Origin of the sequence: Microbacterium sp. CJ77 (genome assembly GCF_002911615.1) — a bacterium.
Lineage (GTDB): Bacteria > Actinomycetota > Actinomycetes > Actinomycetales > Microbacteriaceae > Microbacterium.
In genome coordinates this window covers 77,924-104,737 of sequence record NZ_PQBR01000007.1, presented here as the reverse complement: position 1 = coordinate 104,737, position 26,814 = coordinate 77,924, and the positions used below count along the sequence as shown (strand labels likewise).

30 protein-coding genes are annotated in these 26,814 nt (G+C 68.7%); 9 read left to right on the top strand and 21 right to left on the bottom strand.

The annotated features are described in order from the left end of the window. Positions 1 to 6: 6 nt before the first annotated feature. The 8 genes from dprA to C2868_RS06350 all read right to left on the bottom strand — a co-directional run bounded on the left by dprA (position 7) and on the right by C2868_RS06350 (position 6,421). The gene (gene dprA / locus C2868_RS06385; protein ID WP_232711180.1) at positions 7 to 1,284 is read right to left on the bottom strand and encodes a DNA-processing protein DprA; all 1,278 of its coding nucleotides are present in this window, start codon (positions 1,282 to 1,284) and stop codon (positions 7 to 9) included. Continuing rightward, the gene (locus C2868_RS06380) at positions 1,281 to 2,807 is read right to left on the bottom strand and encodes a YifB family Mg chelatase-like AAA ATPase (protein ID WP_100810855.1); all 1,527 of its coding nucleotides are present in this window, start codon (positions 2,805 to 2,807) and stop codon (positions 1,281 to 1,283) included. Before C2868_RS06380 ends, dprA begins: the two co-directional genes overlap by 4 nt. Further along, positions 2,804 to 3,166 (bottom strand): YraN family protein, encoded by a 363-nt coding sequence (locus C2868_RS06375; protein WP_100810856.1) that lies wholly within the window; start codon positions 3,164 to 3,166, stop codon positions 2,804 to 2,806. The genes C2868_RS06380 and C2868_RS06375 overlap by 4 nt, the downstream gene beginning before the upstream one ends. 129 nt (positions 3,167 to 3,295) lie before the next feature. After that, positions 3,296 to 3,622 (bottom strand): DUF2469 family protein, encoded by a 327-nt coding sequence (locus C2868_RS06370; RefSeq protein ID WP_100810857.1) that lies wholly within the window; start codon positions 3,620 to 3,622, stop codon positions 3,296 to 3,298. 110 nt (positions 3,623 to 3,732) lie between these two features. Continuing rightward, a complete protein-coding gene (locus tag C2868_RS06365; RefSeq protein WP_100810858.1) occupies positions 3,733 to 4,389 on the bottom strand; it encodes a ribonuclease HII in 657 nt (218 codons plus the stop codon). Continuing rightward, on the bottom strand, positions 4,386 to 5,156 hold the full coding sequence (gene lepB / locus C2868_RS06360) for a signal peptidase I (protein WP_100811343.1): 771 nt from the start codon (positions 5,154 to 5,156) through the stop codon (positions 4,386 to 4,388). Before lepB ends, C2868_RS06365 begins: the two co-directional genes overlap by 4 nt. Before the next feature lie 166 nt (positions 5,157 to 5,322). Beyond that, positions 5,323 to 5,670: a 50S ribosomal protein L19 gene (gene rplS, locus C2868_RS06355; RefSeq protein WP_100810859.1), complete on the bottom strand. Its 348-nt coding sequence runs from the start codon at positions 5,668 to 5,670 to the stop codon at positions 5,323 to 5,325. 214 nt (positions 5,671 to 5,884) lie between these two features. Next, a complete protein-coding gene (locus C2868_RS06350) occupies positions 5,885 to 6,421 on the bottom strand; it encodes an MFS transporter permease (protein WP_100810860.1) in 537 nt (178 codons plus the stop codon). Between the two features lie 132 nt (positions 6,422 to 6,553). Here C2868_RS06350 and map point away from each other — a divergent pair, with 132 nt between their 5' ends. Continuing rightward, positions 6,554 to 7,336 carry a type I methionyl aminopeptidase gene (gene map / locus C2868_RS06345; RefSeq protein ID WP_100810861.1) on the top strand — a complete coding sequence of 261 codons (783 nt, stop codon included), beginning with the start codon at positions 6,554 to 6,556 and terminating at the stop codon, positions 7,334 to 7,336. A 109-nt stretch (positions 7,337 to 7,445) separates the two neighbouring features. On the opposite strand, the gene pyk is transcribed toward map, so the two are convergent. After that, entirely contained in the window at positions 7,446 to 8,915 is a 1,470-nt protein-coding gene (pyk, locus tag C2868_RS06340) for a pyruvate kinase (RefSeq protein WP_100810862.1), read from the bottom strand. A gap of 127 nt (positions 8,916 to 9,042) precedes the next feature. On the opposite strand from pyk, the gene C2868_RS06335 reads away from it, so the two are divergent. After that, complete coding sequence (locus C2868_RS06335; RefSeq protein WP_100810863.1) at positions 9,043 to 9,708, top strand: GAP family protein; 666 nt, start codon at positions 9,043 to 9,045, stop codon at positions 9,706 to 9,708. Positions 9,709 to 9,724: 16 nt separating this feature from the next. Here the strand turns inward: C2868_RS06335 and trmD are convergent, their stop codons facing one another. The 4 genes from trmD to rpsP are packed head-to-tail and all read right to left on the bottom strand — an operon-like array spanning position 9,725 to position 11,788. Further along, positions 9,725 to 10,453, bottom strand: coding sequence for a tRNA (guanosine(37)-N1)-methyltransferase TrmD (gene trmD, locus C2868_RS06330; RefSeq protein WP_100810864.1), 729 nt, complete (start codon positions 10,451 to 10,453; stop codon positions 9,725 to 9,727). 1 nt (position 10,454) lies between these two features. After that, a complete protein-coding gene (gene rimM, locus C2868_RS06325) occupies positions 10,455 to 11,144 on the bottom strand; it encodes a ribosome maturation factor RimM (RefSeq protein ID WP_100810865.1) in 690 nt (229 codons plus the stop codon). Next, on the bottom strand, positions 11,128 to 11,358 hold the full coding sequence (locus C2868_RS06320) for an RNA-binding protein (RefSeq protein ID WP_100810866.1): 231 nt from the start codon (positions 11,356 to 11,358) through the stop codon (positions 11,128 to 11,130). The genes rimM and C2868_RS06320 overlap by 17 nt, the downstream gene beginning before the upstream one ends. A gap of 4 nt (positions 11,359 to 11,362) precedes the next feature. Continuing rightward, positions 11,363 to 11,788: a 30S ribosomal protein S16 gene (rpsP, locus tag C2868_RS06315; RefSeq protein WP_100810867.1), complete on the bottom strand. Its 426-nt coding sequence runs from the start codon at positions 11,786 to 11,788 to the stop codon at positions 11,363 to 11,365. Positions 11,789 to 11,995: 207 nt separating this feature from the next. On the opposite strand from rpsP, the gene C2868_RS06310 reads away from it, so the two are divergent. Both C2868_RS06310 and C2868_RS06305 read left to right on the top strand, forming a co-directional pair. Then, positions 11,996 to 13,159, top strand: a complete 1,164-nt coding sequence (locus C2868_RS06310) for a glutamate--cysteine ligase (protein WP_100811344.1) — start codon at positions 11,996 to 11,998, stop codon at positions 13,157 to 13,159. A 2-nt stretch (positions 13,160 to 13,161) separates the two neighbouring features. Then, positions 13,162 to 13,614, top strand: a complete 453-nt coding sequence (locus tag C2868_RS06305; RefSeq protein ID WP_146048013.1) for an isoprenylcysteine carboxylmethyltransferase family protein — start codon at positions 13,162 to 13,164, stop codon at positions 13,612 to 13,614. A gap of 31 nt (positions 13,615 to 13,645) precedes the next feature. Here C2868_RS06305 and ffh read toward each other — a convergent pair whose 3' ends face one another. Together ffh and C2868_RS06295 are read right to left on the bottom strand one after the other, a co-directional pair. Continuing rightward, on the bottom strand, positions 13,646 to 15,202 hold the full coding sequence (gene ffh, locus C2868_RS06300) for a signal recognition particle protein (protein ID WP_103663086.1): 1,557 nt from the start codon (positions 15,200 to 15,202) through the stop codon (positions 13,646 to 13,648). A 152-nt stretch (positions 15,203 to 15,354) separates the two neighbouring features. Further along, a complete protein-coding gene (locus tag C2868_RS06295; RefSeq protein ID WP_100810870.1) occupies positions 15,355 to 15,936 on the bottom strand; it encodes a TetR/AcrR family transcriptional regulator in 582 nt (193 codons plus the stop codon). An 88-nt stretch (positions 15,937 to 16,024) separates the two neighbouring features. Here C2868_RS06295 and lipB point away from each other — a divergent pair, with 88 nt between their 5' ends. Together lipB and lipA are read left to right on the top strand one after the other, a co-directional pair. Beyond that, positions 16,025 to 16,669, top strand: coding sequence for a lipoyl(octanoyl) transferase LipB (lipB, locus tag C2868_RS06290; protein ID WP_308455393.1), 645 nt, complete (start codon positions 16,025 to 16,027; stop codon positions 16,667 to 16,669). An 83-nt stretch (positions 16,670 to 16,752) separates the two neighbouring features. Further along, entirely contained in the window at positions 16,753 to 17,715 is a 963-nt protein-coding gene (gene lipA, locus C2868_RS06285; RefSeq protein WP_100810871.1) for a lipoyl synthase, read from the top strand. A gap of 106 nt (positions 17,716 to 17,821) precedes the next feature. On the opposite strand, the gene C2868_RS06280 is transcribed toward lipA, so the two are convergent. The 3 genes from C2868_RS06280 to smc all read right to left on the bottom strand — a co-directional run bounded on the left by C2868_RS06280 (position 17,822) and on the right by smc (position 22,808). After that, positions 17,822 to 18,322: a DUF2004 domain-containing protein gene (locus tag C2868_RS06280; protein ID WP_100810872.1), complete on the bottom strand. Its 501-nt coding sequence runs from the start codon at positions 18,320 to 18,322 to the stop codon at positions 17,822 to 17,824. 85 nt (positions 18,323 to 18,407) lie between these two features. Further along, the gene (gene ftsY / locus C2868_RS06275) at positions 18,408 to 19,280 is read right to left on the bottom strand and encodes a signal recognition particle-docking protein FtsY (RefSeq protein ID WP_100810873.1); all 873 of its coding nucleotides are present in this window, start codon (positions 19,278 to 19,280) and stop codon (positions 18,408 to 18,410) included. A 9-nt stretch (positions 19,281 to 19,289) separates the two neighbouring features. Next, on the bottom strand, positions 19,290 to 22,808 hold the full coding sequence (smc, locus tag C2868_RS06270; RefSeq protein ID WP_100810874.1) for a chromosome segregation protein SMC: 3,519 nt from the start codon (positions 22,806 to 22,808) through the stop codon (positions 19,290 to 19,292). A gap of 197 nt (positions 22,809 to 23,005) precedes the next feature. Between smc and C2868_RS17685 the strand changes: the two genes are divergently transcribed. From C2868_RS17685 to C2868_RS06260, 3 genes are all read left to right on the top strand, one after another. Then, entirely contained in the window at positions 23,006 to 23,134 is a 129-nt protein-coding gene (locus C2868_RS17685) for a hypothetical protein (protein WP_258034413.1), read from the top strand. Between the two features lie 197 nt (positions 23,135 to 23,331). Continuing rightward, positions 23,332 to 23,616: a hypothetical protein gene (locus C2868_RS06265; RefSeq protein WP_100810875.1), complete on the top strand. Its 285-nt coding sequence runs from the start codon at positions 23,332 to 23,334 to the stop codon at positions 23,614 to 23,616. 50 nt (positions 23,617 to 23,666) lie between these two features. Beyond that, positions 23,667 to 24,755, top strand: coding sequence for a GNAT family N-acetyltransferase (locus C2868_RS06260; RefSeq protein ID WP_100810876.1), 1,089 nt, complete (start codon positions 23,667 to 23,669; stop codon positions 24,753 to 24,755). Between the two features lie 165 nt (positions 24,756 to 24,920). On the opposite strand, the gene mutM is transcribed toward C2868_RS06260, so the two are convergent. The 3 genes from mutM to rpmF are packed head-to-tail and all read right to left on the bottom strand — an operon-like array spanning position 24,921 to position 26,797. After that, positions 24,921 to 25,856 carry a bifunctional DNA-formamidopyrimidine glycosylase/DNA-(apurinic or apyrimidinic site) lyase gene (gene mutM, locus C2868_RS06255; protein WP_100810877.1) on the bottom strand — a complete coding sequence of 312 codons (936 nt, stop codon included), beginning with the start codon at positions 25,854 to 25,856 and terminating at the stop codon, positions 24,921 to 24,923. Continuing rightward, positions 25,849 to 26,571, bottom strand: a complete 723-nt coding sequence (rnc, locus tag C2868_RS06250) for a ribonuclease III (RefSeq protein WP_100810878.1) — start codon at positions 26,569 to 26,571, stop codon at positions 25,849 to 25,851. The genes mutM and rnc overlap by 8 nt, the downstream gene beginning before the upstream one ends. A gap of 16 nt (positions 26,572 to 26,587) precedes the next feature. Then, on the bottom strand, positions 26,588 to 26,797 hold the full coding sequence (rpmF, locus tag C2868_RS06245) for a 50S ribosomal protein L32 (protein ID WP_100810879.1): 210 nt from the start codon (positions 26,795 to 26,797) through the stop codon (positions 26,588 to 26,590). Positions 26,798 to 26,814: the final 17 nt, after the last annotated feature.

The following is a 26,814-nucleotide window of genomic DNA, read 5'->3' as shown; positions in this document are numbered from 1 at the left end:
ATGCGCTCATCCCCGGGCCGACCGCGCGGCGGCGCGCCGCCATCCGTCGTCCTCACGCACCACCAGCCCCTCGAGTTCCCATAGACCGAGCTGCGCCTCCACATGCGCGGGCGTCGTGCCGGCCCTCCGCGCGATCTCGTCGCTCGATCTGCGTGCCCGCCTGTCGGTCGCCTCGAGCACACGCGTTTGTTCGGCGCTCCGGTCGCTGCCCGCGGCCGCCGCAACGACCTCTCCAGCCCCGGCGACCGCACCGGGTGCCCCATCGGCGGGGACCCCGCCCGCCGGTGCCGGGAACCGATTCGGCGCAGCATCCCAGCCGGTCAGCTCGATGATGTCCGCCGCCGAGGTGACGCACGTCGCGTCGAACTCCCGCAGCAGGCGATGACAGCCCGCGGAGGTCGCGGAGGTGATCGGCCCCGGCACGGCGCCGAGCGGGCGCCCCAGGGCCGCCGCGTGACCCGCCGTGTTGAGCGATCCGCTGCGCCAACCCGCTTCGACGACCACGGTCGCCTCGGACATCGCGGCGATAACCCTGTTCCGCTGCAAGAAGCGTGACTTGGTGGGAGCGGCGCCGGGCGCGATCTCGCCGATGACGGCACCGGTCTCGGCGATGCTCTCGATCATGTCCGAGTGACTCGACGGGTATGGCCGGTCCACGCCACCTGCCAGCACAGCGATCGTGGTTCCGCCCGTACCGAGCGCGGCGCGATGCGCAGCCCCGTCGATACCGAAGGCTGCACCGGACACCACGCTCACCCCACGGTCCGCCAGATCAGCGGCGAGGTCCCCCGCGACGAGCTCACCGTATGCCGTGCACGCGCGCGCTCCCACCAGCGCAACGCGAGGCTCGCCCGTGAGCAGGGCGCGCCCCGACCCCCGAACCCACAGCACGAGCGGGGAATGCGCGCCGAGATCGGCGAGACCACGCGGCCACTCGGGATCGGCTGGCGTGATCAGCCGGAGCCGTGCGAACCGTGCCGTGCGGAACATCCCCTCGACCGCGATGGGGTTCAGGCGCGGCAGCCAGCGCTTGAGCCCCGCCGTGAACGCAGGCGATCGTGGGCGAGATCGTGAGGATGCCCGAGCTCGGACCTCGCGCAGCGCGCCCTCGGCCCCCAGAGCAGCCACCAGGTGCCCCGCAACGCCGTCGCCCGGTTCGCTGATCCGGCTCCAGATCGCCCGCGCCCACGCATCCGATATTCCCTGGTCGTCTCGGCCCGGCGAGACGATCGCGCCGAGCTGAGCGCGGCGATCATCGGCGTGCTCCGGCAGCTCCGCGTTCACGCGTGAACTCCCTTGCGCAGAAACAGCGCCCGACCGATGTCGTCGAGCGTGGGACGATCACGTCCGCCGAGGTCGGCCAAGGTCCACGCGACGCGGAGGGTGCGGTCATACCCCCGAAGCGTGAGGGCTCCTCGTTGCAGCGCCCCATCGAGCGGGCGGCGCACCTCGGGCGCGAGCGCGAGCGGACCCTGGCGCAGCCACGATCCGGACGCCTGCGCATTCGTCTGCCAGGGAGTCTCGCTCAGGCGCCGCCGCGCACGATCCCGTGCCTCGGCGACGCGCTCCCGCGCGACCGCCGTCGTGATCGTGTCGGCCTCGGCTCGGCCCGGAACGCGCGAGACCCGCACCAGACCGAAGCGGATATCGACCCGATCGAGCAGCGGGCCCGACAGGCGTCCGACGTACCGGCGGATCGCCTGCGGCGGGCACGTGCAGGACCCGCCCGGCACGCCGTGATGCCCGCACGGACACGGATTGGTCGCCAGCACGAGCTGGAACCGTGCGGGGAAGGTCGCCGACACACCCGAGCGATGGATCGTGATCTGTCCCTTCTCGAGCGGAAGTCTCAGCGCATCGAGGACGGATGCGGGAAACTCCCCGGCTTCGTCCAAGAACAGCACGCCTCCCGAAGCCCGCGCGATCGCGCCGGGGCGGACGAGCCGACTGCCGCCCCCGACGAGGGCCGCCATCGAGGCGCTGTGATGCGGGGCTTCCAGGGGAGGTGTGCGGCTGAGCGCGTCGACGGCCTCGCCGGAGAGCGAACGCAGCGCCGCGGTCTCGAGGGCTTCGGCGTCACCGAGCGGAGGGAGAATTCCCGGCAGCCGTTCGGCGATCATCGTCTTTCCCGCCCCGGGCGGGCCCGACATCAGCAGATGGTGCCCTCCCGCCGCAGCGGCGATCAGCGCCTCGACGGCCTCGCGCTGACCCACAACCTCGGCGAGTTCGGGCGGTCGATGCGAGGCCACCGGCGCCGCGGTGCGCGGCACGGGCGCCAGGTCGAGTTCGGGCACGTCCACGCCGTGGGCGCGAGCCACATCGACGAGCGAGACGGCACCGAGCACCCGCACTCCCTCGATCAGCCGCGCTTCGTCGACGTTCGCGTGGGGCACGACGACGCGGCGGATACCCGCTCGTGCGGCCGCGAGCACCGCGGGCAGAATCCCGGGCACCGGGCGCAGCCGACCGTCGAGCCCGAGCTCGCCCAGATGCACGGTCTGGGTCAGAGACGCGGGATCGAAACCTCCGGCCGTCGCGAGCGCTGCGACGGCGATCGCCACGTCGAATCCGGATCCGTGCTTCGGCAGGCTGGCGGGCGAGAGGTTCACCGTCAATCGACGGGCGGGCAGGGGCATCCCGCAATTCGCCGTCGCGTTGCGAACGCGCAGCTGCGCCTCACCGAGTGCCTTGTCGGGGAGCCCGATCAGCCGGAATTCCGGCAGTTGGCTCGACAGGTCTGCCTCGACTTCGACGAGCGATCCGTCGATTCCGCTGAGCGCGACGCCCCACGTGCGCGCGATGGTCAACGGAGCGCCTCGAGGTGCTCGAGCGTGCCCGTCGTCGGGTCGTCTCCCACGATGCCGATCGCATCGATCCGGATGCTTCGTCCCCACCCGGAACCCGGATGCGCGATGATCCACGCGATAGCGAGTCGATGCAGTCGCGCGAACTTCTCGGGAGTGATCGCTTCGAACGGATGCCCGTAGCCGATTCCGCGACGGGTCTTGACCTCGATGAAGACGAGGTCGTCGCCCTGACACGCGACGATATCGAGCTCGCCCTGATCACAACGCCAGTTGCGATCGACCACGGCGTAGCCGAGGCGCTCGAGATACTCGGCGGCACGTTGCTCTCCGGCTTTTCCGCGCTCGTCCTTCTGCGCCACTGACCGCCCCTTCCGCTCGACCGGCGGTCGATGCGGGTCAACCCTCGCAGGGCGGAGGCGCCCCGCAACGCACGCAGGGACGATCCGGGGATCACCGGAGACAGGAGCCTCTGTGGAGGATCGAGCGAACTACTCGCCGTCGAGCGAGAGCTCCTGCGGCAGTTCGAAGTCGCGGCGCGAGAGCTCCTCGACGTTGACGTCCTTGAAGGTCAGAACGCGCACCGACTTCACGAACCGGTCGGCGCGGTAGATATCCCACACCCACACGTCGTTCATCGTGATCTCGAAGTAGAAGTCGTGCTCGGTGTCGCGGCGCACGACATTGACCTCGTTGGCGAGATAGAAGCGCCGCTCGGTCTCGATCACGAACTGGAACTGCGAGACGACGTCGCGGTATTCGCGAAAGAGCGCCAGCTCGAGTTCGCGGTCGTAATCCTCGAAGACATCGTCATCCATGGTTGTTCCATCCTAGTTACCCCGGCGCCCCGCGTCCGGATCGTGCCGGGCCGCGCTCGCCGGAGGGGCGTTGTCGGCTGAGGGCGCGCGGTCGGCGAGCGCCTCGGGTCTCAGAAGAGCGTTGCGGGTGCGATCGCCCACGACGCGCGATGGTGGGCGCTGAGCCCATGGAGGTCGATCGCCTGGCGATGCTCAACGCTCGCGTAGCCCTTGTTCCGCGCCCATTGGTAAGCCGGCAGATCGTCGTGCAGCCCGGTCATCACGGCGTCGCGCGCGACCTTCGCGATGACGGATGCCGCGGCGGCACTCGCGCAGTCCCGGTCGGCCTTGATGACGGGCTGCACCGTCAGGCCTCGTGCTCCGGCCGCCGTGATGTAGTCGTAGTTGCCGTCGAGAATGACGATCCCGTCCTCGACGGCGATGCCGTGCGTCCGCAGATCGTCGAGTGCGCGCATAGCCGCGAGGCCGAGAGCTCGCATGATGCCGAACTGATCGACCTCTCCCGCCGATGCCCAACCGACCCCGCTCGCGCAGACCCACCCTTCCGCCCGCGCCGCGACATCCGCTCTCCGTGCCTCGGGAACGAGTTTCGAATCGCGTAGCCCCTGCGGTACTCGTTTGCGCGCGCCGGCTGCATCGACGGCGGTCGCACCCACCGCGACCGGCCCCGCGAGGGCCCCACGCCCGACCTCGTCGCACGCGATCACGATCGGCCGTTCGCGCAGCAGTCGACGCTCCAGCGTCAGACGCGGCTCGATCACCGTCATCGCTCGAGTGCCCCCGCGGTATCCGTGGGATCCGGAACACCGGCGAAAACCCCGTGATGGAAGTCGATCGGGCCGAAGCGCGAGAACGGGAACGTCACGAGGAACGCCCGGCCCACGACATTGTCGAGAGGCACGAAACCGCGCCCCGGCTGCTCCTGGTTGTAGCGCGAGTCCTTCGATCGGTATCGGTTGTCTCCGAGCACCCACAGGCTGTTCTCGGGGACGACGACATCGAAGGCGTCTCTGGACGCCGCGGTCTCGCCCGGAGGCATCAGAAGGTACTCGGACTCGTCGATCGGCACGCCGTTCACCGTGATCTGACCGAGGGCGTTGCAGCACGCGACATGGTCGCCCGGCAGACCGATAACGCGCTTGATCAGGTGGTCCTCGCTATCGGGAGCGGCAAGACCGACGAGCGACAGCACCCATTCCCACGCCTCGACGACGGGCGGACGATCGGGCTGCGTCGAGGGCGGCAGCCACCCGCCCGGATCGCGAAAGACAACGACATCGCCATGGTCGTAGCCGCCGAACCGCGGCGTGATCTCGTCGACGAGGATGCGGTCGTTTATGAGGAGCGTGTTCTCCATCGACCCCGAGGGAATGTAGAACGACCGCACGAGGAACGTCTTGACGAGGAACGACACGAGCACCGCGACGAGCACGATCACCACGATGTCGCGCAGCAGCGCAAACGCACCGCGGCGCCGGCTACGACTGCGCACGAGCGGCGCGGGTTCAGGGGTGTCTGTTGCGGGGCTGCTCACGGTCTCGTCCTTCACGGCTCGCAAGTGTCGTGCGCCCGTGCCTCAAGCGTCGCACATCCGGGGGCATGCGGGTGGCGGGCGCGCACACATCCGTGCATCGATTGATCACCCGGCGAAAGAGAAAACCCCGCAGCGCGAGCCACGGGGTCTTCTCGGAAAAGGCGACTCAGTTGTCGCGCTTCTCCTTGATCTTCGCCTTCTTGCCGCGCAGGTTGCGCATGTAGTAGAGCTTCGCGCGACGAACGTCACCGCGGGTGACGACCTCGATGTGGTCGATCACCGGGCTGTGCACGGGGAACGTACGCTCCACGCCGACCTGGAAGCTGATCTTGCGGACCGTGAATGTCTCGCGCACACCGTCGCCCGACCGACCGAGCACGAAGCCCTGGAAGACCTGGATACGCGAGCGGGTGCCCTCCGTGATGTTGACGTGCACCTTGACGGTGTCGCCGGGGCCGAACTCGGGAATGTCTGTGCGCAGCGATGCTGCATCGACGGCGTCGAGGATCTGCATGATCTGTCTCTCTGCGTCCGCCACAGGTCGGGCGCGGGTGAAGGTTGTGAAAAGGATGAAAGACGTGCGGTGCGGGATCGGTGCGATCCGCGGACTCCCCTGCGGCAGAGTCGGTCACGGCACAAGGGACCATTCTGCCACGGATGCCGGGGGTGACCAAACCAGTCGGGTCACCCGGCAGACGGCGAGGGCGATGGACGCTTCGCGCCGAGCCTCAGCGCGAGACGCGACCCTCACCGGGTTGGCTGACCTCCGAGAGGACGATGACCTCACCATCGCTGTTCGCGGACTCGCGCGCCGCGCGTACACCGTCCCAGGCTGTGCCGTCAGCTGCAGCGGCGCCAGAAGCACTCGAATAACGCAGCACGATGCGGCCGGTTCCGGAGCGAGCTTCACTCCAGAGCTGCCAGAGGCTCAGCCAGAACAGCGTGATGGCCACCACGATGGCGCCGACGAGGAGCGGGACGAACCACGCGCCGAAGAAGCCGACGGCGATCGTCAGCGCATGCCAGAGCGTGAAGCCCGCGACATCCCACCACGAAACGGCGCGCTGGGCGCGCACGGTCGGACGAGCGCGAACCAGCAGCGTCAGAAGCAGCTGACCGAGGAACACGGATGGCACGGCGATGAACAGCACCCAGAGGAAGGGACCGGCCCCGCCCTGGAAGACACCCCAGCCGACCAGCAGCCAGACGGGCAGCAGAAAAGCGGCTGGGATCAGCCAGTGGAAGAATGCACGCCGCAGCCACATGTGAACGATGGTACGCCTCGACGGGTGCCGCGAGGGCGCTCAGACCGCTGCGCTGGGCAACCTCCCAGCGCTCACGGGGAAGGACGGCCCGGGAGTCGGACACAATGGACGTGACGGCAGGAAAGGAACACGATGATCGAACTGCGCACACCCGCCGAGATCGAAGCGATGCGTCCCGCGGGACGGTTCGTCGCCGAAACGCTCGCGACACTGCGCGACGAGACGAAAGTCGGCACCAACCTGCTCGCGATCGACCGTCGCGCGCACGACCTGATCACGCGCGCGGGAGCGGAATCCTGCTACATCGACTACCACCCGTCGTTCGGCGCGAGCCCGTTCGGCAAGGTCATCTGCACGTCGATCAACGATGCCGTGCTGCATGGACTCCCCCACGACTACGTCCTGCGCGACGGCGACCTCGTGTCGCTCGACTTCGCGGTCTCGGTCGATGGCTGGGTCGCAGACTCCGCCGTCTCGTTCGTCGTGGGCACGCCGCGCGACGAGGACTTGCGTCTGATCGACACCGCGGAGCGTGCGCTGGATGCCGCGATCGCGACCGCGACCGTCGGGCACAGGATCGGCGACATCTCCGCGGCGATCGCCGCCGTCGCGCACGGCGAGGGCTATTCGATCAACACGGACTTCGGCGGACACGGAGTGGGACGCATCATGCACGGCGACCCGCACATTCCGAACGACGGCAAGGCGGGACGCGGCTACCCGCTGCGCGCCGGCCTGGTCGTGGCGCTCGAGCCGTGGTTCCTGCAGACGACCGACGAGCTCATCACGGATCCGGATGGCTGGACGCTGCGCAGCGCGGACGGCTCGCGCGGTGCTCACGCCGAGCACACGGTGGCGCTGACCGCGGACGGCCCGATCGTGCTCACCGACCGTTCGTTCCTCGGGGTGCGCTGAGGGCACGCACGTCCTCGTTCGTTCCGAGGATCTGATTGCTCGGGAGGATCGCACCGCGGTGGAGGATCCTCCGGAGCAACCAGGCCCTCCGCGCTGAGCGCGCCTCAGCTCAGGCGAGCGGTGCCGCGGGAGCGCGCGCCGCGAGATCGGCCGCGAGAGCCGGTCCCACTCCGTCGCCGACGCGATGCACCCGCACGTTGTTGGTCGAACCCGCGATGCCCGGAGGCGAACCCGCCGTCACGATCACCCGGTCGCCCGGCAGAGCGCGACCGGCCTGCAGAAGGACCTCGTCGACGATGCGCATCAACTCGTCCGTCGTCGGTACGCGCGGCACGAGGAACGTCTCGACGCCCCACGAGAGGGCGAGCCGCGAACGGGTCGCCGCCAGATCGGTGAACGCCAGGGTCGGCAAACGGAAACGCAGCCGGGCCATCCGTCTCGCGGAGTCCCCGGACTGGCTGAAGACGCAGACGTACTTCGCGTCGACGAAGTCGGCGATGCTCGCCGCGGCGAGTGTCAGAGCTCCGCCCTGCGTGCGCGGCTTGGTGCCGAGCGGCACGATCCGATCGAGCCCCTGCTCCTCGGTCGAGGCGATGATGCGCGCCATCGTCTCGACGACCGTGATCGGATGCGCGCCGACGCCCGTCTCTCCCGAGAGCATGACGGCGTCGGCTCCGTCCAGGATCGCGTTGGCGACATCGGACGTCTCGGCGCGGGTCGGCACCGGATTCTCGATCATCGACTCGAGCATCTGCGTCGCCACGATCACGGGCTTGGCCCATCGCCGCGCATCCTCGACCGCGCGCTTCTGCACGATCGGGACCTGCTCGAGCGGCAGCTCGACCCCGAGATCACCGCGCGCGACCATCACGCCATCGAACGCGTCGACGATCTCGTGCAGGACGGCGACGGCCTCGGGCTTCTCGATCTTCGCGATGACCGGGATGAACCTCCCCTCCTCCGCCATCACGCGGCGGACGGGATGGGCGTCCTTCGCCGAGCGCACGAACGACAGCGCGATCATGTCGGCGCCGAGGGCCAGAGCCCACCGCAGGTCGGCCTCGTCCTTCTCACTCAGCGCCGGTACCTTGACGTCCACGCCGGGCAGGTTCAGTCCCTTGTTGTTCGAAACGGCTCCCCCGACGACGACCTCGGTGCGCACGCTCACGCCATCGGTCTCGAGCACGCGCAGCCGCACCTTGCCGTCGTCGATCAGGATCGAATCCCCGACCTGCACGTCGCGCGCCAGCGGCGCAAAGGTCGTGCCGACGATCTCGCGGGTGCCCACGACATCCTCGGTCGTGATCGTGAAGACGTCGCCGGGATCGAGCACGTGCGGCCCGTCCGCGAAACGGCCGAGGCGGATCTTCGGCCCCTGCAGGTCGACGAGGATCCCCACCGCTCGACCCGTGCTGTCTGCAGCGCGTCGAACGTTCGCGTACGACTCCTCGTGCTGCGCGTATGCTCCATGACTGAGGTTCAGGCGAGCGATGTCCATCCCCGCCCGTACGAGCCCCTCGATCACCGCGTACGACGACGAGGCGGGTCCCAGGGTGGCAACGATCTTCGCGCGGCGCATGTGTGTCCCTTCGAGCCCGCACCTCGGGCACCGCTCGATTCTTGCGTGACTGGCGCTGCGTGAGATGAACGGCACGTAACGAACTGTGGCTGTGCGCCCGGATGCTCGCATCTGTCAGGATCGGGGCATGAACGAGGTCATCGGCGACATCCTGCCCCTCGCTGTCGCCGCAGGCCTCAGCCCGATCCCCCTGATCGCCGCCGTGCTCATCGTGATGTCCGTCAGACCCCGTCTGAGCGGCAGCGCGTTCGCGGCGGGATGGATCATCGGCTGCGGGGTCGTGGTGCTGATCGGAGCATTCGCGGCGGGTCTGTTGAGCGGAGCAGGCGCGGGGAGCACGCCCGCGATCTTCGGATGGCTTCGGATCGTCTTAGGTGTCGTTCTGCTCTTCCTCGCCGTGCGGAAGGCGATCACGACGCGCGGTGCCGACGCCGAACTGCCCGCATGGATGTCGGGGCTCATGTCGGCCGGTCCGGTCCGCAGCGTCGGGCTCGGACTGCTGCTCTCGGCCGCCAACCCCAAGAATGCCCTGCTCGGTATCGCTGCAGGCATCTCCATCGGCGCCGCCGGAGTCGCTGCGGACGTCGCCCTCACGAGCGGTGTCGTCTACGTCCTGGTCGCCTCGGTCGCCGTGCTTGCCATCGTCCTTGCCGCCGCCCTCGCGCCGCACAGGACGGCAAAGGTGCTGACGCGGCTGCGGGACTGGCTCACCCAGCACAACGCCGCCATCATGGCCGTGCTGCTGCTCGTATTCGGCTTCGTCCTGATCGGCAAGGGAATCGAGGGCCTGTAGCGCTCGGGCCGCTGGGTCAGGGCAGGAGGTCCGGACGTCGCTCGCGCGTGCGCTCGACGCTCTGTTCGCGCCGCCACGCTTCGATGGCGGCGTGGTGTCCACTGAGGAGTATCGGCGGCACGTCGAGACCCCGCCAGGACGAGGGCTTGGTGTACGACGGATACTCCAACAGCCCGTCCTCGTGCGACTCTTCCACGAGACTCTCGGGGTTGCCCACGACGCCCGGGATGAGACGGCCCACGGCCTCGATCATGGCCATCGCGGCGACCTCACCACCGTTCAGGACGTAGTCGCCGAGGCTCACCAGCCTGACTTCACCGAGGCCGGCGGCGTACGTGAACACGCGCTCGTCGATGCCCTCGTAGCGGCCGCACCCGAACACGAGGTGAGGACGCTGCGACAGCTCGCGCGCCGTGGCCTGGGTGAAGAGCTCGCCAGCGGGCGAGGGGAAGATGAATACGGGTCGGCGCGATGCATCCGATTCGGGGTCAGCGGCATCGCCCGAAGTCGTCGCGGACTCCGCGACGATCGCATCCAGCGCCGCACCCCACGGTTCGGGCTTCATGACCATTCCCGCGCCGCCACCGTACGGGGTGTCGTCCACGGTGCGATGGCGATCGTGCGTCCACTCACGGAGGTCGTGGACACGGATGTCGAGAAGGCCAGCGCCTCGTGCACGGCCGAGCAGCGAGACCTCGAGGGCATCGAAGTAGCCGGGGAAGATCGAGACGACGTCGATGCGCACGTCAGGCCTCCGGCTTGTCGTCCTCGTCAGCTGCGTCGCTGTCGGCGGATGCATCCGGTGCTGCGTGCTCGTTCGGCTCGTGCTCGGGCAGCTCTCGATCGGCCTGATCGTCGTCGACGAGCTCCTCGAAGAGTCCCGGGGGCGGTGTGACCGTCACACGGCCCGCCTGTACGTCGACCTCGGGAACGATCGCCGCGACGAAAGGCACCATGATCTCGTTGTCGCCCGCCTTGACGATCAGCAGGTCCTGGGCGGGTAGGTGCTCGACGCGGACGATGGTCCCGACGACGGATCCGTCGCGGACCACATCGAGTCCGACGAGCTGGTGGTCGTACCAGGCGTCATCCTCCGTCGGCTGAGCCGAGGCATCCGCATCGATCCAGAGGATCGCCTTGACGAGGCCCTCGGCTGCGTCACGATCGTCGACGCCCTCGAAGAACGCGACGGGGTGCGTGTTCATCCAGCGGAATTCGCGGACGGTCAGCGTCTTCCCGTGCCAGGCCGACGATTCGGGCACCTGGAGCGTGAAGGATGCTCCGGGCGCGAACCGACCGGCGGGATCGTCGGTGTACAGCTCGAGCTTGAGTGCGCCCTTGAGGCCGTGCGCCTTCACAAGGCGTCCGACTCGCAACTGCGTCTTCGCGCCCTCGGGCGGCGTGGCCTTCTCGGCCACGTCAGTCGTCCGCGACATCAACGCGGACGCGTCGGCTTCCCGCGAGAGCGCCGATGAGGGTACGCAGTGCCTTGGCGTTGCGTCCGCCGCGCCCGATCACCCGCCCGCGATCGTCGGGGTGCACGCGCACCTCGAGGACCTCCCCGCGAGGAGAGGTTGCGGACGTGATCCGGACGTCGTCGGGGTGATCGACGATGCCCTTCACGAGGTGTTCGAGAGCGGCGGAAAGCAACGTACTACTCAGCCGCGTTCGCGTCGACGTCGGCGTCAGCGGCGGGAGCGTCGGACTCTTCCGCCTTCGGAGCCTTCTTCTCGGCCTTCGGCACGAGGACGGCCTTCTTGGCGGCATCCGCCTCGAACGGCTTCTTGGGCTCGGCGACCTTGACGGTCGACACGGCGTTCTTGTCGCCCTTGAACTTGCCCCAGTCACCGGTGAGCTTCAACAGCGCGGCCACCTGCTCGGTCGGCTGCGCGCCGACGCTCAGCCAGTACTGTGCACGGTCGGAGTCGACCTCGATGAACGAGGGCTCCTCGGTCGGGTGGTACTTGCCGATCTCTTCGATGACACGGCCATCACGCTTGGTGCGCGAGTCCGCGACGACGATGCGGTAGTACGGCGCCCGGATCTTGCCCATGCGCTTGAGACGAATTTTGACAGCCACGATTCTCCTGAATGTGAATTACGAAAAAGACGAACCGATCGCCTGGAGAGTGGGGTGCACACCCGGCGGAAGCTCAAATGGAAGGGACCGGGCGCTGGATAGAGGGTCGAGCGCCCACCCGACCCACCATTCTGCCAGATGACGGGGTGCGTCGCGAACCATCCGGATGTCACGGGCCCGGCGCGGACCGCGTGTCAGACTGAGCGCATGACTGTGACCTTCGCGTCCTCCGGTCGGTCCACGGTGGGCCTCGAGTGGGAGATCATGCTCGCCGACGGGGACTCGGGCGATCTGGTCGGGCGTGCGGCCGAGGTGGTGGGACCCGTCGGCGAAGCCACGAAGCACGAGCGCTACACCGTCACGGAAGAGCTGCTCACGAACACCGTCGAGGTGACCAGCGGCGTGGGAGACACCGTCGCGGCGGCCGTCGACGACATCGCCGACGCGATTGCGGCGGTGCGCGAGATCACGAACCCCCTCGGTGTCGAATTGCTCTGTGCGGGCAGCCATCCGTTCGCCCAGTGGTTCGAGCAGAGCGTCACGGACAAGACCCGCTACAACACCCTCATCGAGCGGACCCAGTGGTGGGGACGCAACATGATGATCTGGGGCATCCACGTCCACATCGGCGTCAACGATGCCGACAAGGTGCTGCCCATCGTGAACGCGCTGGCGGTCTATCTGCCGCATCTGCAGGCTCTCTCGGCGTCGAGTCCGTTCTGGGCCGGAGAGCGCACGGGGTACGCGTCGAACCGCTCGCTCGTCTTCCAGCAGCTGCCGACCGCGGGTCTCCCCTGGCCCCTCGCGAACTGGGCCGAGTACGAGCAGTACCTCGCGGACATGGTCGGCACCGGGGTCATCGAGGATGCGACCGAGGTCCGGTGGGACATCCGTCCGGCCCCGAGGTGGGGCACGATCGAGGTGCGCGCCTGCGACGGCATGTCGACTCTTCCCGAGCTCGCAGCGGTCGCCGCGCTCGTTCAGACCCTGGTCGAGCATTTTTCGCGCGAACTCGACGCGGGCCGGGATCTCACGATCATCCAGCCCTGGTTCGTGCGCGAGAACAAGTGGCGTGCCGCCCGCTACGGCCTCGACGCGCGCGTGATCGTCGACCGCCAGGGCACCCAGGTGGCGGTCGCCGACCACATCCGCGAGACCATGGAGCGCCTCGAGACGATCGCCGAAGAACTGCACTGCGCACGCGAGTTCGCCGGGCTCGACGCGATCCTCACCGGTGGTGCGAGCTACTCGCGCCAGTTGCACGTCGCGGATGCTGCGGGTGGGGATCTGCGCGCGGTCGTGCAGCACCTCATCCGCGAGTTTCGCGCGGGCCCGACCCTGCGCGAACATCTGGCGCAGGGCGGGAGCTGATCGTGCGAGCTCCCCACGCGTGGATGGTTGTGGTGCAGTTCGCGCTGTTGCTCCTGTTGCTTCTGCCTGGCGGGCCCCTGTGGAGCACGCCGATCGTGACGGCGATCGCCGCCATCGTGGGCCTGTCCGGCCTGGCCGTGTCGATCGCCGGCATCGCCGCTCTGGGCCGGGACATCGTGCCGTGGGTGGCACCGAAACCGGGAGCGCCGCTGAGGACGACGGGCGCCTATCGCTACACCCGCAATCCGGTCTACCTCGGTCTGATCGTGGCCTCCGCCGGCTGGGTGCTCTGGAGAGCGCGCATTGAGCTCATCGTCGTGTGGCTCTTGCTCACCGCGTTGCTCGTCGCGAAGGCACGCGTCGAACAGCGGTACCTGCGCGCGGCATTCGGATCGGAGTACCTCGACTACGCGGCGCGCACGCCGCTCGTGCTTCCCGGGCGACGCCGGGGCTGACCCGCGCGGTTCGGCCCCGGCTCCGCACCGATCACCCGCGGCCGAACAGCTTCTGGATCTCGGCGAGATCCGCCTCGGTCGGCTCCTTGGCCGCGCCACCGCCGCCCAGACCGAAGCCCGAGCCCGTCGGCGCTTTCGCGACGACACCGGATGACTCGGCCGCGCGTTTGGCCGGATTGCCCGATCGCGATCCACCCTTGGCCTTGGGCTGCTTGCCGCGCTTGGACGACGCACCCGGGCGCGCTCCCGGCATGGGTCCCATCCCGGGGATCTGGGGGGTGCCGCCGCGCGCGACGGTCTTCATCATCTTGGCCGCCTGGTCGAACCGCTGCACGAGCTGGTTGACGTCGGTGACGGTCATGCCCGAGCCTCGCGCGATGCGCAGGCGCCGAGACCCGTTCAGCACCTTCGGGTTGTGACGCTCGCCCGGCGTCATGGACCGGATGATGGCCTCGGTGCGGTCGATCTCGCGCTCGTCGAAGTTCTCGAGCTGGTCCTTCATCGCACCCATGCCCGGGAGCATCCCGAGCATCTTCTTCATCGAGCCCATCTTCTTCAGCTGCTGCATCTGCTGAAGGAAGTCCTCGAGGGTGAAGCTGTCGGTCGCGATCTTCTCGGCGACCTTGCGGGCTTCCTCCTCGTCGAAGGCGCTCTGCGCCTGCTCGATGAGGGTGAGGATGTCTCCGAGGTCGAGGATGCGCGAGGCCATCCGGTCGGGGTGGAAGACCTCGAGATCGTCGAGCCCCTCACCCGTCGACGCGAAGATGATCGGGCGACCGGTGACGGATGCGACGGACAGCGCGGCACCACCGCGCGAGTCGCCGTCGAGCTTCGACAGCACGACGCCGGTGAAGTCCACGCCCTCCTGGAAGGCCTTGGCCGTGTTGACGGCATCCTGTCCGCTCATCGCGTCGATGACGAACAGGACCTCGTCGGGGTTCGTGCCGCGGCGGATGTCTGCGGCCTGCTTCATCATCTCGGCGTCTACGCCGAGGCGTCCGGCCGTGTCGATGATGACGACGTCGTGCTGCTGACGGCGCGCGGTCTCGACACCGTCGCGTGCGACGCGAACGGGGTCGCCGACGCCGTTGCCGGGCTCGGGCGCGTAGATCGCGGCGCCCGCCTGGCCGGCCACGACCTGGAGCTGGTTGACGGCGTTGGGACGCTGGAGGTCGGCGGCGACGAGAAGGGGCGTGTGACCGTCCTTCTCGAGCATCTTGGCGAGCTTGCCCGCGAACGTCGTCTTACCCGAGCCCTGCAGGCCCGCGAGCATGATGACGGTCGGAGCGGTCTTCGCGAACTGCAGACGACGCTGCTGTCCGCCGAGGATCGCGATGAGCTCTTCGTTGACGATCTGCACGACCTGCTGGGCCGGGTTCAACGCCTTGTTGACCTCGTCGCCGAGCGCCCGTTCGCGCACCTTCGCGGTGAAGTCCTTGACGACGACGAGCGCGACGTCGGCCTCGAGCAGGGCGCGCCGGATCTCGCGAACGGTGCCATCGACATCCGCCGGTGTCAGTTGCCCCTTCTTACGAAGGTTGCGGAACGTATCGGTGAGCCGATCGGAGAGGGTGCCGAAGGTAGCCATGATGCGTCGAGTTTACGCGAGCGGATGCCGGGGCCGATGCTCGGGGCCGATCCTCTCGGTCCGGCCGCGAGAGGACGCGACATGCCGTGCGCGCTGCCCCGCCGACGGCATGTCGCGTCCGTTCGCTGAAGCGTCGGATCCCGTCGACGCCTTCAGGCGGAGCGAAGGTCGATGACCGCGAGGGCGCGATCCAGCACATCGCGGAGCGAGGCGCGTCCCGGCCCGAGGCGCGCCCACTCCTCGACCGAGGCGAGGACCGCTCCCCCGAAGGCCGACCCGAGGACCGCGGCACGCAACTCATCGACGCCGGCCCGGCGCAACCTGTCGGCGACGAGTCGCGCGATCCGCGCCTGACGGACGGATGCCTCGCGCTCGAGTTCGTCGTCGAGGCCCATCTGACGCGCGTTCATGAGCGCGAGCGCGAGGCTGTCGGGGGCGAATCCGTGCACCATCGCCGTGAGCGCGAGGCGCACATCGGCGTCGGCCTCCGCCATCCGCGCGCCCGCCAGCACTTCGCCGAGTTCGGCGATCCTCTCATCGAGACCACCCCACAGCACATCGGCCTTCGAGGGGAAGTAGTTGAAGAAGCTCGAGCGGCTCACCCCAGCACGGCGGGTGATGTCCGACACGGATGTCGCGGCATACCCCTGCTCGAGGAAGAGCTCGCACGCGGCCTCGGCGAGCACCTCGCGCGACGACGCGCGCGGCCTACCGCTGCGGGGCTCGGACGACATGCCTCCAGGGTAGGGGTGGCGCGCCCTTTCTCCGGCGGTCGGGGGTATTGTTGGACGCGATCCATAAACACGTTCCACGAACGAGGGAGTGCGCGTGCTCGAAGTGCAGACGGTCGGGCTCGCCCCCGACTACGTCCCGTATGTGGAGGGGTGGGAGCTGCAGCGGCAGGTCCACGCCGACGTTCTCGGGGGCATCCGCCCCGACACGATGCTGCTGCTCGAACACGAGGCCGTCTACACCGCCGGCAAGCGCACAGAAGCGCACGAACGTCCGATCGACGGCACACCCGTCGTCGATGTCGACCGTGGCGGCAAGATCACCTGGCACGGACCCGGCCAGCTCGTCGGCTACCCGATCGTGCGCCTGCCCGAGCCGATCGACGTGGTTGCGCACGTGCGGCGTCTCGAAGGCATCCTCATCGAGGCCCTGAGCGCCCACGGTGTCGACGGCTACCGCGTCGAGGGCCGGAGCGGCGTCTGGGTGCGTCGGCCCCTCTCGGAAGACAAGGTGGCCGCGATCGGCGTTCGCGTGCAGCGCGGCGTGACCATGCACGGCTTCGCGATCAACTGCAACAACTCGCTCGCCGCCTTCCGCGCCATCGTGCCCTGCGGGATCACGGATGCCGGGGTCACCACGGTCAGCGAGGTGGTGGGAGCGGATGTCTCACCCCGCGACATCCTCGACACCGTCAGCCGAACGTTCCAGACCGAGTACGCGGGAGTTCTGGCGTGAGCGGCTGCGGACCGGCCTGCGGGTCGGGCTCCCACTCGCACGGAGCAAGCTCGACGCCCGCGACTGCGCCCAATGGCCGCAAGATGCTGCGGCTCGAGATCCGGAACGCGGAGACCCCCATCGAGCGCAAGCCCGAGTGGATCAAGACCAAGGCGAAGATGGGCCCCGAGTACACGGCGCTGCATTCGCTCGTGAAGGACGAGGGCCTGCACACCGTCTGCCAGGAGGCCGGCTGCCCCAACATCTTCGAGTGCTGGGAGGACCGCGAGGCCACGTTCCTGATCGGCGGCTCGCAGTGCACGCGGCGCTGCGACTTCTGTCAGATCGACACGGGCAAACCCGCCGACTACGACACGGACGAGCCTCGCCGCGTCGCCGAGAGCGTCACGCAGATGCGGCTCCGTTACGCGACCGTCACGGCAGTCGCTCGTGACGACCTGCCCGACGAGGGCGCCTGGCTGCACGCCGAGACCGTTCGGCGAATCCACGCCGCCAACCCGAACACGGGAGTCGAGATCCTCGCCGTGGACTTCTCGGGCCGGTCGGACCTGCTGAACGTCGTGTTCGACGCGCGCCCCGAGGTCTTCGCGCACAACGTCGAGACCGTTCCGCGCATCTTCAAGCGCATCCGCCCGGCGTTCCGGTACGAACGCTCGCTCGACGTGCTGACCCAGGCGCACGACGCCGGACTCATCACCAAGTCGAACCTCATCCTCGGCATGGGCGAAGAGCCCGAGGAGGTCGTGCAGGCCCTGCAGGACCTGCACGACGCCGGAACCGACATCATCACGATCACCCAGTACCTGCGACCGACGCCGCGGCACCTGCCGGTCGCGCGCTGGGTGAAGCCCGCGGAGTTCGTGGAGTTCAAGGAAGAAGCGGAGCGGATCGGATTCCTCGGCGTGCTCGCGGGCCCGCTCGTGCGCTCGTCGTACCGCGCCGGACGCCTCTGGGCGCAGTCGATGCGTTCGAAGGGCCGCGAGATCCCCGCGCACCTGTCGCACATCGCCGAGGCCGCCGACCTCGGGTTCGCTCAGGCAGTCTGAGCCGCGCCCGAGCCCCGCTCGGGAGGGAATCTCCACTTCGGAGGATCGCAACTCACGGCAGCATCCTCCGAACCGGGGATCTCCTCCGTTAGCGCGCGCGACGGCGCTACTCGGCGCTGGTCACCGACTGCACGTCGCCGTCGCTGCTCATGTTCACCAGCAGCACGTCGTCGGTCGCGTCGGGATCGAGCGCGTACTCGAGGACGGCGAAAGGATCGCCCGTGCCCATCTCGTCCGCGAGGATCGTCATGCTCATCAACTGCAGGGAACGGATGACGTCCACGGCGATGTCGCCCGAGATGTCGGTGAGCATCCCCTCGATGTCGTCGCCCAGCGTTTCCTGCTGCTGAATGATGTACTCGGTGACCTCGCTCGTCCGGTCATCGAACAGAGACAGCATCGCGTCGCGCGCGCGGCGGTCGACCTCTTCTATCGATGACACCAGGGTCGCCGCCATGTCGAGTGCCGCCGACGACACGTCGTCCTGGTCGGGCGCGGTGAGGTCCACCGTCACCGACTGGTCGCCCAGTTCGATGTTCTCGGACCAGAAGATCGATCCATCCGGTCCGGACTCGAGTACCCCGAAGAAGTCGTGCTCGATCGCCATGTCTCCATGAAACCAGCACGCGGCACCGTCCGGTAGCCAACACGACGCTATTGCGGCGCATCCGCTGACAGCGTAGGGCCGCGGCTCAGTCGACGAGCGCCGCCGCGAACACGTGGGGGGTGAAGCCCGTCAGGTCGCCGATGCTCTCGCCCTGGCCGAGGAGCTTCACGGGGATGCCCGTGCGCTCCTGCACGGCGAGCACGAAGCCCCCGCGGGCCGAGCCGTCCAACTTGGTCAGGACGAGGCCCGTCACGCCGGCGTGCTCGAGGAATGCCTGCGCCTGCATGACGCCGTTCTGGCCGGTCGTCGCGTCGAGCACGAGCAGCACCTCGCTGATCGGAGCCTGCTTCTCGATCACACGCTTGATCTTGCCGAGCTCGTCCATGAGCCCGCCCTTGGTGTGCAGGCGTCCGGCGGTGTCGATCAGCACGATCTCGGTCCCGGTGCGCTGCGCGTACTCGACCGTCTGATAGGCGACGGATGCCGGATCCTGCCCCTCTTGCTGGGGGCGCACGATCGCGGCTCCCCCGCGCTCTGCCCACGTGGCCAACTGGTCGACGGCCGCGGCGCGGAAGGTGTCCGCCGCACCCACGACGACCGAGCGACCGTAGCGCTGCAGGAACTTCGCGAACTTGCCGATCGTCGTGGTCTTGCCCACGCCGTTGACGCCGACCACCAGCACGACGGCGGGACGCTCGGTCAGCTTCAGCGTCGTGTCGAACTTGGCGAAGTGCTCCTCGAGCGTTTCGCGGAGCATCCGCTGCAGATCCTTCGGATCGGTCGTGCGGTAACGCTCGACCTTTCCGCGCAACTCGTCGACGATGCGTTCGGTGATCTCGGGGCCGAAGTCGGCCTGGATCAACGCCGTCTCGAGGTCATCCCACGTCGTCTCGTCGATCGTGGGTTTGACGAACATGCCGCGCAGGGCACGACCGAGCGACCAGGAGCTTTCCGCCATCCGTCCAGCCTACGCGGAGGCGCGCTCGCCCACACGCTGACCGACGACGGCTGACACGCCGTCCTGACGCATCGAGACGCCGTACAGCGCGTCCGCGATCTCCATGGTGCGCTTCTGGTGCGTGATCACGATCAACTGGCTGTTCTCACGGAGCTGCTCGAACACGGTCAGCAGACGACCGAGGTTGGCGTCGTCGAGCGCCGCCTCGACCTCGTCGAGGATGTAGAACGGGCTCGGGCGGGCCTTGAAGATCGCGACGAGCAGGGCGACGGCGGCGAGGGACCGCTCGCCGCCCGACAACAGTGACAACCGTTCGATCTTCTTGCCCGCCGGTCGCACCGAGACCTCGATACCCGTCGTGAGCATGTTCGCGGGATCCGTCAACGAGATGCTCCCCGCGCCTCCGGGGAAGAGCACCGGGAAGACCTCCGCGAACGCGGCCTTCGTATCGTCGAAGGCCGCGGCGAAGATCGTCTGCATCCGCTCGTCCAGGTCGCCGATGATCGTCATCAGGTCCTTGCGGGTCTGCGTCAGATCGCCGAGCTGCTCGACGAGGAACGCGTGCCGCTGCTCGAGCGCGGCGAACTCCTCGAGCGCGAGCGGATTGACTCGACCGAGCTGCGCGAGAGTGCGCTCCGCCTGCTGAAGTCGGCGCTGCTGCCGTGCTCGATCGAACGGTTCGAATGCGTCTTCGCCCGCCTCGGGGGTCGGCACCTCGCGATCCGGACCATATTCCTCGATGAGAATATTTTCTTCGAGTCCGAGCTCGGACCGCGCCCGATCGAGCAGGCCGGATACGTGCAGGCGCTTTTCGTGAATCCTCAACTCCAGCGAGTGCACGCCCTCCGTCAGGGCGGCCAGACGCTCACGAAGTCCGATGTCCTGCTCGCGGAGCGTTGTGAGTTCGGCGTTCTGCTCGGTGCGTTCGCGTTCCGCGTTGGCCAGATCGAGTCCCGCCTGAGCGACGGACCTCTCCACCGCGTCGAGCACGTGCGGCACCCGCGCGATCACTCCCGCGGCGGCCTCGCGCTGGGCGCGGCGGATGACGGCGCGACGCGCGGCTTCTTCCGCGGCGGCGCGTTCGCTCTCTCGACGCCGCTCGAGCGACACGACCCGCGCCTCCTGCGCGCGGACGCGTTCTCGGAGCGTCTCGACCTCGAGCCGCGCACGCATCTCGGACTCGCGGGCCGCCTCCACCTCGCCAAGCACACCCTCGCGGGCCGAAGCGTCGAGGATGGGGCGAGGAGCCTCGAGCGCCGTGTCGCGCTCCTTCGCGGTGCGGTGGGCCGCGGCTTCCGCATCGCTGACGGCGGACTGAGCCTGCGCCAGACCCGCCTCGAGGCGCTCGCATTCGGCAACGGCGGCCTCATGCTGCACCGTGACGCGGTTGACGTGTTCGGCGCGAGCCGCGAGGGCCGCATCGTACGCCCGCATGTCGTGCAACGCGGTCGCGGCCTTCTGGCGGGCCTCGGCAAGGGCTTTCTTCGCATCCGCCGAGGCATCGCGCAACGAGTCGACGATGACGGTCAACTCGCCCAGGCGATCGGCCGCCGCATCCCGCTCGGCGACGAGCGCCAAGCGCGACGGAGAGCCGCCGCTCCCCCCGCGCAACAGGTAGGCGGTCGCGACCTCTCCGGCGCGCGTCACCAGCGTCAGGGGTGTCGAGCCGACAGCGGCCTGCAGGCGCGGCCACGCGGCACGTGCGGCATCGAGGTCGTCCGCGATCGCGACGTGCGCGAGCATGCCGAGCACACCGCCCGGTGCGGTGACGACGTCGAGAGCCGGCACGATTCCGTCAAGCGACGGGAAATCAGTGGATGCCGGAGCATCCGCTCCGCCCACGACGATCTCGACGGCCCCGAGGTCCGCGCGCTCGGCCTCGGACAGGGCATCGAACGCCGCGTCTCGCGAGTCCACGAGAAGACCCTCGGCGATCGATCCCAGCACGGCGGCGATCGCGGCCTCGTACCCGGGGCGCACCTGCATGCCATCCGCCACCAGACCCTGGACACCCGCGATGCCCCGCTCGATCAACGCCGATGCACCGTTGCGCACATCGAGCGCCCGGGTGAGCGCGGCCGTCTGCGCCGTCAGGGCTCCCGCCTCACGCTCCGCCGCGTGCAACCTGTCCCGGATGCCCGCCAGCTCGGCATCGGCGTCCGCGACGGCCCGCTGGGCCCGGTCATAGGCGGCCGGATGATCGACGTCCCCCGCGGGCAGTGGCAGGGGCTCCAGCGCCTCCAGCGCCTCGGCGGCGGCGGATCGCCGAGCCAGAGCGGCGTCGAGGGCGTTCTGCTGACGGAGCACGGCACCGCGCACGGCCGCCAGAGCGGATGCCGCGGCATCCGCGGATCCGCGCAGCGCCGTGATGCGCATCTCATGTTCGGAGACCAGGGCGCTCTGGGCGGCGATGTCGGTGTCGAGCGCGTCGAGTTCCGCCCTCGCGTGCGCGACGGCACGTCCCGCGTCGGTCGCGATCTCGGCCGCGGCGTCGACGGCGTCGCGCAGTTCGATGATCTCGGCACGCGCCTCGTCGATATCGGCCTGCGAAACGCTCGATCCGATCTCGGTCTGCTCCTCGGCCGAGCCGAGCAGCGCGATGCGCTGGTTCGCGAGGGTGAAGAGCCCGCGCAGGCGTTCCCGCACCCGCTCGAGTTCGAACAGCACGCTGCGCGCGGCGTCGACCGCATCCGATCCGCGGCGCTCGGACTCCAGAATCTCGATCCTTTTGCGGACGTCGTCCGCTCGCTCCTGCAGCACCAGACGCTCGGAATGGCGTTCGTGCTCGCTGCGCACGTGTGCCGCGAGCTCGTTCCGCAGCCCGACGAGCTCATCCGCAACGAGTCGCGCTTTCGCGTCGCGGACGACTGCGGCGATCGTCTGCGCCTCGCGCGCGATCTCGGCCTGGCGCCCGAGCGGCTTCAACTGCCGACGGATCTCACCCGCGAGGTCACTCAGGCGGGTGAGGTTCGCCTCCATGGCTTCGAGCTTGCGAAGGGTCTTCTCCTTGCGACGACGATGCTTCAGGATGCCTGCGGCCTCTTCGATGAACCCCCGCCGGTCCTCGGGACTCGCCTGCAGAACCGTGTCGAGACGGCCCTGTCCGACGATCACGTGCATCTCGCGCCCGAGGCCGGAGTCGCTCAGCAGCTCCTGCACGTCCAGCAGCCGACACGTGTCGCCGTTGATCGCGTACTCGCTCGCGCCGTTGCGGAACAGCGTGCGGCTGATCGTGACCTCGGAGTACTCGATCGGCAGAGCGCCGTCCGCGTTGTCGATCGTGAGCCGGACCTCGGCACGGCCGAGCGGCCCGCGCGTCGAGGTCCCGGCGAAGATGACGTCGTCCATCTTGCCGCCGCGCAACGTCTTGGCACCCTGCTCGCCCATGACCCATGCGAGGGCGTCGACGACATTCGACTTGCCGGATCCGTTGGGCCCGACGATCGCCGTCACGCCGGTCTCGAACGCGAACGTCGTGGGTTGGGCGAACGACTTGAACCCCTTGAGCGTCACGCTCTTCAGGTGCATGAATTCAGCCTCCGACCCAGCATTACCGTGCGGTTCAGGCTACCCGAGCCGAGGCGTCCCGCCCGTCAGGCAACGCCCGACCCCGCTCGAATTCTGTGAATCGGCTTGACGCCGTGGGCGAGCGCGCGCTAGCGTCACTCTTCGCGTCAGAGATAGATTCGTCGCTGTTCGCGCCAGAGGTTTGAAAGGAGGTCACCATGTTGATGAACATCACACGCACAGGCGTCGCCGCCACTCGCTCCGCTCGCGGAGGAGTCGTCGCGTTCTCCCTGGTGACCGCTTCCCTCGGCGCCTTCTCGCGCGGCCGCGTCCACACCGGCCGCTGACCGCCGCATAGGAGCACTCCGCCCGCATCCGGGCGGGGCAACTCCACGCCTGCGACAGCCCTGCTTCGGCTGACCCGCATCCTCCCGCCTCACCGCTCCGTTCGCGCATGCGTCGACGAGCGGGACGCGGCTCCGGATGCCTTCTCACAGGCATCCCCAAAGACCCTTCTCGTTCGACACCTTTCCGAGGAAACCCCATGAATACGCAGCTGACCCAGCCGCAGACGTCCCTGTCCCATCCGCCCGATACGCTCGCGCAACTCGCCCCGCTCGCACCCGTGGCGAACCGCATCGCCCGCACGTCCCTGCTCGACCGCACGGCGATGCGCGTCGGGCTCTGGCTCGTTTTGTGGGGCTCACGCCCCGCGAGCGACGCCGATGCCCTCGAACGTCACAGGCGTCGCACCTTCCACGCCGAACAGCGCGAGCGTCACGAGGCCGACGCGGCCTACGCGACGCGGCTCTGGATGCACGGCGCCTGACCCGGCGTCGTGCATCCGCACGCATCACCCACCCACATAGGAGACTTCCGATGAGCGCAACCCGTGATCACATCGAATACCGACCCCTCGTCATCCCCGAGTCCGTCGACTCGGACGACGCCGCGGACTTCCGCGCGATGACCGACATTCGAAACGCTGTCTACCGGCACACCTCCGGCCACGACGACCACTCGATGTCGGCCGCCGAGCTGCTGCCCAGCTACCGTCCCGAACCCTATGAGATCCGGTTGTCGTGGCTCGTCCTCGACGATGACCGTCCCGTCGGGCGCGTCGGCCTGGATCTTCCGATCGAGACCGACTCGCGTATCGCGTACATGCTGATCGAGCTGCTTCCGGATGTCCGGGGCCGCGGCATCGGCACCGGCGCGCTCGAGCTGGTCGAGCGCGCCGCGCGCGAGCACGGGCGAACCGTCCTGCAATCGTGGGCGGAGCACCCCGACCGACCCGGTCCGAGGCTCGAACCGCCGACCGGGTTCGGGAGCATCCCGGCCGACGATCCGGGCGCCCGGTTCTTCGTGAGGCACGGCTTCTCACTGGAGCAGATCGACCGGAACAGCGCCTTCGACCTGCGGGCACCGTTCGACGAGATCGACCGACTCTTCGAGCGGGCGTCGGCAGCGGCCGACGGCTATCGGCTCGTGTCGTGGCAGGCGCCCACTCCCCCGGAGTTCGTCGAAGGCTACGCCTGGATGAAGTCACGGATGGTGACCGATGCCCCGTCCGCGGCCATCGAGTACGACGAAGAGACCTGGGACGCGGAGCGCGTGGCACGGAACGATGCGCGCGCCATCGACGGGGGCCGCCTGCTCCGGGTGACGGCGGCCCAGCACATCGCGACGGGCGAGCTGTGCGCGTTCAACGAGCTGGCGATCGGGCCGGACCGGACCGCCGCGTCTCACCAGGAGGACACCCTCGTGCTGAGGGAGCACCGTGGGCACCGCCTGGGGATGCTCGTGAAGTGTGCGGGCCTGCGCGCCTGGAGGGATCTCGTGCCCGCCTCGCCACGCGTCCTCACGTACAACGCCGAAGAGAACCGCCCGATGCTCGACATCAACGAGGCCATCGGGTTCGTGCCGATCGCCTACGAGGGTGCGTGGAAGAAGATCCTCGAGCCCTGACCCCGGGCATCCGTTTCCCCCGTCCGCTCCCACCACCTTCGCTCCCCTCCGGCACCTTCGCCGAAAACACCCCTGATGCCACGAAAACACCCTCGCCACGGGGTGATTCGTCGACGAAGGGTTGTCTCGGCGCCCGGAGCACCGCGCCAGGTTCGATGGTCGGGGTCAGCGCGGCGGCGGGACGCGCTGACAGCGCGGGCAGAAGTGGCTCGACCGGTTCATGAACGAGGCGCGGACGATAGGGCGACCGCACCGCTCACACGGCTGGCCCGCGCGACCGTATGCCCGCAGGCTGTGTGCGAAATAGCCGGCCTGTCCGTTGACATTGACGTACTGCGCGTCGAAGCTCGTGCCCCCCTCGGCGAGTGCCCGGTTCAACACGGTTCGCACCTCGGTGAGCAGCCGACCCGCGGCCCGCGTCGACAGCGTACGAGCGGATGTCTCGGGATGGATGCGCGCGGCCCAGAGCGCCTCGTCGGCGTAGATGTTGCCGATGCCGCTCGCGACGGTCTGATCGAGCAGCACCCGCTTGACGGCCGAGTCCTTGCGCGCCAGCGCGTGCACGAACGCCCGGTCGCGAAAGGCAGGGTCGAGGGGGTCCCGCGCGATGTGCGAGACCTGGCTCGGCAGCAGCGGATCCGCGGCTCCCCACCCCGCGGCCTCGCCGTCCGCGGTGGGAACGAGCGGGTCGATCGCGAGTGACCCGAACGTTCGCTGGTCTGCGAAGACGACGTCGAGCGGCCCGTGCTCGGGATGATCTATCGAGAGTCGGATGCGTTCGTGCCGCTCGATCGGCGCGCCATCGGCACGAAGCAGCATCTGCCCGCTCATGCCGAGGTGGACCAGGATCGCCTCGGCGCCGTCGGTCGCGTCACCGTCGCCCTCGGGCATACCTCCCGCGAGCGGCAACCACAAGAATTTGCCGCGCCGCGCGGCCCCGATGATCCGGCGTCCTGGGAGGCGCGTCTCGAAATCCAGAGGTCCGCCCGTATGCCGGGTCAGAGCGCGAGCATCACGTGCGTCGACGGCCACGATCCGGGCCCCGGTCACCGCCGGGAAGAGCCCCGCGCGAACGACCTCAACCTCGGGGAGCTCAGGCACGTGCCGAAATGTCGTCGCTCCCGACATCTCGGGTCGTGATGTCCCGCCATGCCGCGAGAGCAGCGGCCATCTCGGCGGCCTTCTTGCTGGATCCGACGCCCTGGGCGGCCGTCGCACCCACGCGCACGGTGGCGGTGAAGATGCGGTTGTGATCCGGGCCCGCGGCCTGCACCGAATACGCCGGCGGGGATTCCTGACGGCGGGCGGCGAGCTCTTGCAGACTCGTCTTCGGGTCCATCGCCGCGCCGTAACGCTCGGGATCGTCGAGGAGTGGTTCCATCAGACGAAGCACGAGGTCGGTGGCGGCGTCCGCGCCGGCCGACAGGTACGTGGCGCCGATGATCGCCTCGGTCGTGTCGGCGAGGATCGAGTCCTTGTCGCGTCCGCCGGTCTGCTCTTCACCGCGGCCCAGCAGCACATGGCGTCCGAGATCGATGTAGCGCGCCGCCTCGGCAAGCGCGACCGTGGAAACGAGACTCGCCCGTCGCTTCGCGAGCGAACCCTCATCGAGTTCCGGATGCCGGGTGAACAGCATGACCGTCACGGCCTGCCCGAGGATCGAATCCCCGAGAAACTCGAGACGTTCGTTGTGCGGCGTGCCACCGTTCTCGTACGCGTACGAGCGATGTGTGAGGGCAAGCGTCAGCAACCCAGGATCGATGACGACCCCGAGTCGCTGGACGAGAGCGCGTCTCCCCCCCGGAAGCACTGCCACGGCTACGGTGAGCCGATCAGACGTCTGCGACCTTGCGGCCCTTGTACTCGAGGAAGAGTTCGGTTCCCTGCGAGTCGGTGACGACCTTGGCCTGGTGGGGGCGGCTGTAGACGACCTTGCCGTTTTCGACCGTCTTGACGAGCGCGATCGGCTCGGCCTTCCACTGCGCGCGGCGCGAACGGGTGTTGGAGCGCGAAACCTTGCGCTTCGGGGGGTTACCTGCCATGGCTCTATCTCTTTCGT

Bases quoted from the DNA above. Each gene is read 5' to 3' on its own strand.
- C2868_RS06370 (WP_100810857.1), bottom strand. From the start codon at position 3,622: ATGGATGACGATGTCTTCGAGGATTACGACCGCGAACTCGAGCTGGCG.
- C2868_RS06365 (WP_100810858.1), bottom strand. From the start codon at position 4,389: ATGACGGTGATCGAGCCGCGTCTGACGCTGGAGCGTCGACTGCTGCGC.
- rplS (WP_100810859.1), bottom strand. From the start codon at position 5,670: ATGCAGATCCTCGACGCCGTCGATGCAGCATCGCTGCGCACAGACATT.
- C2868_RS06350 (WP_100810860.1), bottom strand. From the start codon at position 6,421: ATGTGGCTGCGGCGTGCATTCTTCCACTGGCTGATCCCAGCCGCTTTT.
- map (WP_100810861.1), top strand. From the start codon at position 6,554: ATGATCGAACTGCGCACACCCGCCGAGATCGAAGCGATGCGTCCCGCG.
- pyk (WP_100810862.1), bottom strand. From the start codon at position 8,915: ATGCGCCGCGCGAAGATCGTTGCCACCCTGGGACCCGCCTCGTCGTCG.
- C2868_RS06335 (WP_100810863.1), top strand. From the start codon at position 9,043: ATGAACGAGGTCATCGGCGACATCCTGCCCCTCGCTGTCGCCGCAGGC.
- rimM (WP_100810865.1), bottom strand. From the start codon at position 11,144: ATGTCGCGGACGACTGACGTGGCCGAGAAGGCCACGCCGCCCGAGGGC.
- C2868_RS06310 (WP_100811344.1), top strand. From the start codon at position 11,996: ATGACTGTGACCTTCGCGTCCTCCGGTCGGTCCACGGTGGGCCTCGAG.
- ffh (WP_103663086.1), bottom strand. From the start codon at position 15,202: ATGGCTACCTTCGGCACCCTCTCCGATCGGCTCACCGATACGTTCCGC.
- C2868_RS06295 (WP_100810870.1), bottom strand. From the start codon at position 15,936: ATGTCGTCCGAGCCCCGCAGCGGTAGGCCGCGCGCGTCGTCGCGCGAG.
- lipA (WP_100810871.1), top strand. From the start codon at position 16,753: ATGCTGCGGCTCGAGATCCGGAACGCGGAGACCCCCATCGAGCGCAAG.
- C2868_RS06280 (WP_100810872.1), bottom strand. From the start codon at position 18,322: ATGGCGATCGAGCACGACTTCTTCGGGGTACTCGAGTCCGGACCGGAT.
- ftsY (WP_100810873.1), bottom strand. From the start codon at position 19,280: ATGGCGGAAAGCTCCTGGTCGCTCGGTCGTGCCCTGCGCGGCATGTTC.
- smc (WP_100810874.1), bottom strand. From the start codon at position 22,808: ATGCACCTGAAGAGCGTGACGCTCAAGGGGTTCAAGTCGTTCGCCCAA.
- C2868_RS17685 (WP_258034413.1), top strand. From the start codon at position 23,006: ATGTTGATGAACATCACACGCACAGGCGTCGCCGCCACTCGCTCCGCT.
- C2868_RS06265 (WP_100810875.1), top strand. From the start codon at position 23,332: ATGAATACGCAGCTGACCCAGCCGCAGACGTCCCTGTCCCATCCGCCC.
- C2868_RS06260 (WP_100810876.1), top strand. From the start codon at position 23,667: ATGAGCGCAACCCGTGATCACATCGAATACCGACCCCTCGTCATCCCC.
- rpmF (WP_100810879.1), bottom strand. From the start codon at position 26,797: ATGGCAGGTAACCCCCCGAAGCGCAAGGTTTCGCGCTCCAACACCCGT.